A 5570-nucleotide genomic window follows, 5' to 3' on the forward strand; every position below is an offset into this window, starting at 1 on the left:
GTTCGACTGGAGCAACCGCTTCGTCTGGATCGTGCTTGTCGTGACGCTCGGCTTCGGCGCCATCGGCTGGGTCGACGACTGGCGCAAGGTGGTGCAGAAGAACCCCGAGGGCATGGCCTCGGGCGAGAAGTATTTCTGGCAGTCGGTGATCGGCCTGGAGGCCGCGCTCTACCTCGCGTTCAGCGTCAGCGAGACCTCGAACCTGCGCGTCCTGGAGCTCTTCATCCGCTGGGTCCAGAGCGGCTTCTCGAACGACCTGCCGCCGAAGGCCGACCTGATCGTGCCGTTCTTCAAGTCGGTCAGCTACCCGCTCGGGGTGTTCGGCTTCATCGCCCTGACCTACTTCGTGATCGTCGGCGCCAGCAACGCGGTCAACCTGACCGACGGCCTCGACGGCCTGGCGATCATGCCGGTCGTGATGGTCGGCTCGGCGCTGGGTGTGTTTGCCTACGTGACGGGCAGCTCGGTGTACAGCAAGTACCTGATATTCCCGTACATCCCCGGGGCCGGCGAATTGCTGATTTTCTGTGCCGCGATGGCGGGCGCGGGCCTCGCGTTCCTGTGGTTCAACACCCACCCGGCGCAGGTGTTCATGGGCGACGTGGGCGCGCTCTCGCTGGGTGGCGCGCTGGGCACCATCGCCGTCATCACACGCCAAGAGATTGTTCTCTCGATCATGGGCGGCGTGTTCGTGGCCGAGGCGCTGTCGGTGATGGTGCAGGTGAGCTGGTTCAAGTACACGAAGAAGAAGTTCGGCACCGGCCGGCGCATCTTGAAGATGGCGCCGCTGCACCACCACTTCGAAAAATCGGGTTGGAAAGAAACGCAGGTCGTGGTGCGGTTCTGGATCATCACCATGCTCTTGTGCCTGGTGGGTTTGGCGAGTCTGAAATTACGTTGATGAAGCAACTGAAGGACAGCATCGTTCTTGTTCTGGGCTTGGGTGAGTCGGGCCTCGCCATGGCGCGCTGGTGCGCGAACCATGGGGCGCAAGTGCGTGTGTGGGACTCGCGCGATCAGGCGCCGCACGATGCTGCTTTGCTTGAGCATGTTCCTGCCGCGCAGCGTTTGAGTGGCGACTTGGGCGACGACGCCTTGCAAGGTGTGCAACTGGTGCTCAAGAGCCCCGGCCTGGCGCCCGCCGATGAGCGCATTGCCACGGTGATCAACACCGCCCGCCAGACGGGTGTGCCGGTGCAAGGCGAGCTCGACCTGTTTGCCCGTGCGCTGGCCGACCTGAAGGCCGAGCGCGGCTACGCGCCCAAGGTGATTGCCATCACCGGCACCAACGGCAAGACCACCACCACCTCGATGACGGCTCAGCTCATTGAGCGTGCCGACAAGCGTGTGGCCGTGGCCGGCAACATCGGGCCGACGATGTTGCAGACGCTGGCGGATGTGCTGGCGGCGGAGCCCGTGCCGGTTGATTCGGAAGCCAGCGCCACCACCACCGACGTTCGCCCTGAGCCTGTCGAAGGGTCGGCTGAGGACGTTGCTGGGCTTCGACAGGCTCAGCCCGAACGGAGTGCGGGTGAGGAACTGAGTACGGGTGAGGAACTGAGTACGGCTGAGGAACTGAGCGCGGGCGACGGCGAGCCTGAAGAAGAGTCAGCTGAAGCGGCCATAGAAGAATCCGTTCGCCCTGAGCCTGTCGAAGGGCCTGTCGCCGCAGAGGCGACGCAACCCGAAGACGACACCCCCACCGGCGGCGGCCCACCCCCGCACCTGATCCCACCCCCTCCACCCGGCCCGGTGTTCGAACACCTGCCCGAGGTCTGGGTGCTGGAGTTGTCGAGCTTTCAACTCGATGGCGTGCAAGGCTTCGAGCCCAGCGCGGCCGTGGTGCTCAACGTCACACAAGACCACCTCGACTGGCACGGCAGCATGGAGTCGTATGCCGCCGCCAAGTCGCGCATCTTCGGCCAGCAGGCCGTGATGGTGATCAACCGCGACGACGCAGCGACCGAGAAGATGATCCCCGCGCCCATCCCGGGCAAGGGCCGCTTCGCCAAGCCCGTCGAGCGCCACGTCGTGCGCTTCGGGCTGGACGCACCGAAGCACCCCGGTGACTTCGGTCTGCTGGTCGAAAACGGCATCGCCTGGCTGGTGCGTGCGATGGAAGCCGACGAGACGATCAAGAAGCCGAAGAAGGGCGCGGTCGTTGAGCCCGAAGACCTGCACATCCAGCGCCTGATGCCCGCCGATGCCTTGAAGGTACGTGGCCGCCACAACGCTGCCAACGCATTGGCGGCGCTCGCGCTCGCCACGGCCGTGGGTTGCCCGCTCGCGCCCATGTTGCACGGCCTCCGTGAATACGCCGGCGAACCGCACCGCGTGGAGTTCATCACGTTGGTGAACGGTGTCGAGGCTTATGACGACAGCAAGGGCACGAACGTCGGCGCAACGGTCGCCGCGCTCAACGGCCTGGGCGACGACAAGGCACCGTCGAAGCTGGTGGTGATCCTCGGTGGCGACGGCAAGGGCCAAGACTTTTCGCCGCTCGCGACGCCGGTGCAAAAACACGCCCGCGCCGTGGCCACGATCGGCCGCGATGCCGAGGCCATCGAGCAGGTGCTCCGCTATACCGGTGTGAGCGTGCAACGGCACGACACGCTGGAGGCTGCCACGCAATGGGCCTTCCAGCGTGCGCATGCCGGCGATGCGGTGCTGCTGAGCCCGGCTTGCGCGAGCCTCGACATGTTTCGCAACTACGCTCACCGCGCCGAGGTGTTCGTGAATGAAGTGCGGGCGCTGGCGGCAGCGAGTGGGGAGATCGTGTGACGGCGCTTGCATCACGCCTGGGCCTCGACGCGCTGAAAGCGCGCATCGCCGCGTTGATCAAGGGCGGCGGCGGTACGGCCGTGCCCATCCGCGACTGGAACGGCACCACCGGCCAGCCGACCAAGCTGCAAGGCTTCGACCAGGCGCTGATCTGGGTCGTGGTGGCCTTGCTCGCGCTCGGCCTGGTGATGGTGTATTCGGCTTCGGTGGCCTTGCCCGACAACCCGAAGTTCGCGCGTTATGCGCAGACTCATTTCTTGATGCGCCATGCGTTTGCGATCCTGGTCGCCCTGGTGGCCGCGGTGGTCGTGGTGCAGATGCCGGTGAGCGTGTGGGAGAAATCGGCGCCGTGGTTGTTTGCCGGCGCGTTGATGCTGCTGGTGGCGGTGCTGATCCCGCACGTGGGCAAGGGTGTGAACGGTGCGCGCCGCTGGATCCCGCTCGGCATCACCAACTTCCAGCCTTCTGAACTCGCCAAGCTGGCCATTGCGCTCTATGCCGCCAACTACATGGTGCGCAAGATGGAAGTGAAAGAAAACTTCTTCCGCGCCGTGATGCCGATGGCCGTGAGCGTGGCCGTGGTGGGCATGCTGCTGCTGGCCGAGCCCGACATGGGGGCGTTCATGGTCATCGCCACCATCGCGATGGGCATTCTCTTTCTCGGTGGCGTGAACGGCCGCATGTTCTTCCTGATCACCGCCGTGCTGGTCGGTGCTTTTGTGCTGATGATCAGCTTCAGCGAGTGGCGGCGTGAGCGCATCTTTGCCTACCTCAACCCGTGGGACGAGAAGTACACGCTGGGCAAGGCGTATCAGCTCTCGCACTCGTTGATTGCGTTTGGTCGGGGTGAGATCTTTGGCCAGGGCCTGGGAGCCAGCGTCGAGAAGCTGCACTACCTGCCCGAGGCCCACACTGACTTTCTGCTCGCCGTGATCGGTGAAGAGCTGGGGTTTGTCGGCGTCGTCGCGGTGATCTTTGCGTTCTTCTGGCTGTCGCGCCGCATCTTTCACATTGGCCGCCAGGCGGTGGCCTTGGACCGTGTGTTCGCGGGCTTGTTTGCGCAGGGCATCGGCATCTGGATGGGTGGCCAGGCTTTCATCAACATGGGCGTGAACCTGGGGGTGTTGCCGACCAAGGGGCTCACCTTGCCGCTGATGAGTTTTGGTGGCTCGGCGATCCTGATGAACATGATCGCGCTGGCGATCGTGCTGCGGGTGGATATCGAGAACAGGCAGTTGATGCGCGGGGGGCGGGCATGAGCAAGCACCTCATCATCATGGCGGCCGGCACCGGAGGCCACGTCATCCCCGGCCTCGCCGTCGCCAAGGAGATGCAAACCCGCGGCTGGACGGTGAGCTGGCTCGGCACCACGCACGGCATGGAAAACAAGCTGGTGCCGCCGAGTGGCATCCCGATGGACAACATCACGTTCAGCGGTTTGCGTGGCAAGGGCCTGGTGCACACGCTGACCGGCGGCTTTCGCCTGCTCGGCGCGTTCTGGAGCTGCCTGCAGATCATTCGCAAGCGCCAAGCCAATGCGGTGTTGGGCATGGGCGGCTATGTCTGCTTCCCCGGCGGGCTGATGGCTTCGTTGCTGGGCAAGCCGTTGATGCTGGTCAACGCCGATGCGGCGCTGTTGATGAGCAACAAGAGCCTGCTGCCGGTCGCCGACAAGGTGGCGTTTGGCTTCGATGGCGACGCAGCACGCAAGACCAAACAAGGCGTGGTCACCGGCAACCCGGTGCGCGCCGAGATCGAGAACCTGCCCACGCCGCTGGAGCGCTGCGAGCACCGCAGTGGCCCGCTGCGCGTGCTGGTGGTCGGTGGCAGCCTGGGGGCCTCGGCCTTGAACGAAGCCCTGCCCCAGGCGATCGCGCTGCTCGGCCAGGCTGAGCGCCCGCTGCTGACTCACCAGACCGGCACCGCCCACCACGAGAAGGTGCGTGCTGCCTACGCTGCCGCCCAGGTCGACGCCGAGGTGCTGCCCTTCATCGACAACATGTCGGAGCGCCTGGCTTGGTGCGACTTGATCGTCTGCCGCGCGGGTGCGGTGACGGTGAGCGAGTTGTGCGCCGCCGGTGTGGCCAGCGTGCTGGTGCCCTTGGTCGTGAGCACCACCAGCCACCAGCGCGACAACGCGCAGTGGCTGGCCAAACAAGGTGCGGGGATCCACCTGCCACAAACCGAACTCACGCCGCAGCGTCTGGCTGAAATGTTGAAGAGCCTGACGCGCGACGCGCTGTTGAACATGGCCACCAAGGCCCGCGCGCTGGCGCGGCCGAAGGCGGCGGCGCATGTCGCCAATGAACTGGAGGCGTTGGCCACATGAAACACGCCGTCAAACACATTCACTTCGTGGGCATCGGCGGCGCCGGCATGAGCGGCATCGCCGAGATCCTGCACAACCTCGGCTACGTGGTCTCGGGCTCCGACCAGAGCGACAGCCCGACCTCGCGCCGGCTGGCCACGCTGGGCATCAAGGTGTTCGTCGGGCATGAGTCGGCGCACATCGTCGGCGCCGAAGCGGTGGTGACCTCCACCGCGGTGAAGTCAGACAACCCCGAGGTGATCGCCGCCCGCGCCAAGCGGGTGCCGGTGGTGCCGCGCGCCGTGATGCTGGCCGAGTTGATGCGCCTGAAGCGCGGCATCGCCATTGCCGGCACCCATGGCAAGACCACGACGACCTCGCTCGTGACCAGCGTGCTGGCCGAGGCGGGCCTGGACCCGACCTTCGTGATCGGCGGCAAGCTCAACGCGGCCGGTGCCAACTCGCGCCTCGGCTCGGGCGA

Annotated in this window: 5 protein-coding genes; all 5 read left to right on the top strand. The window is 65.6% G+C overall.

Going from position 1 to position 5570, the window contains the following annotated elements:
* The coding region (mraY, locus tag RMO40_RS24815) for a phospho-N-acetylmuramoyl-pentapeptide-transferase (protein ID WP_309726529.1) at nt 1–901 on the top strand (901 nt) is incomplete at its 5' end.
* Complete coding sequence (murD, locus tag RMO40_RS24820) at nt 901–2781, top strand: UDP-N-acetylmuramoyl-L-alanine--D-glutamate ligase (RefSeq protein ID WP_309726531.1); 1881 nt, start codon at nt 901–903, stop codon at nt 2779–2781. The genes mraY and murD, both read left to right, overlap by 1 nt.
* On the top strand, nt 2778–4040 hold the full coding sequence (gene ftsW / locus RMO40_RS24825; RefSeq protein WP_489660241.1) for a putative lipid II flippase FtsW: 1263 nt from the start codon (nt 2778–2780) through the stop codon (nt 4038–4040). The genes murD and ftsW overlap by 4 nt, the downstream gene beginning before the upstream one ends.
* Nucleotides 4037–5110, top strand: coding sequence for an undecaprenyldiphospho-muramoylpentapeptide beta-N-acetylglucosaminyltransferase (murG, locus tag RMO40_RS24830; RefSeq protein ID WP_309726533.1), 1074 nt, complete (start codon nt 4037–4039; stop codon nt 5108–5110). The genes ftsW and murG overlap by 4 nt, the downstream gene beginning before the upstream one ends.
* On the top strand, nt 5107–5570 hold a 464-nt coding region (locus RMO40_RS24835), incomplete at its 3' end, for a Mur ligase domain-containing protein (RefSeq protein ID WP_309726536.1). The genes murG and RMO40_RS24835, both read left to right, overlap by 4 nt.

This window comes from Rhizobacter sp., assembly GCF_031412075.1.
Lineage (GTDB): Bacteria > Pseudomonadota > Gammaproteobacteria > Burkholderiales > Burkholderiaceae_C > Rhizobacter.

Coding starts and splice junctions, on each gene's coding strand:
- murD (WP_309726531.1), top strand. CDS start 901: ATGAAGCAACTGAAGGACAGCATCGTTCTTGTTCTGGGCTTGGGTGAG.
- murG (WP_309726533.1), top strand. CDS start 4,037: ATGAGCAAGCACCTCATCATCATGGCGGCCGGCACCGGAGGCCACGTC.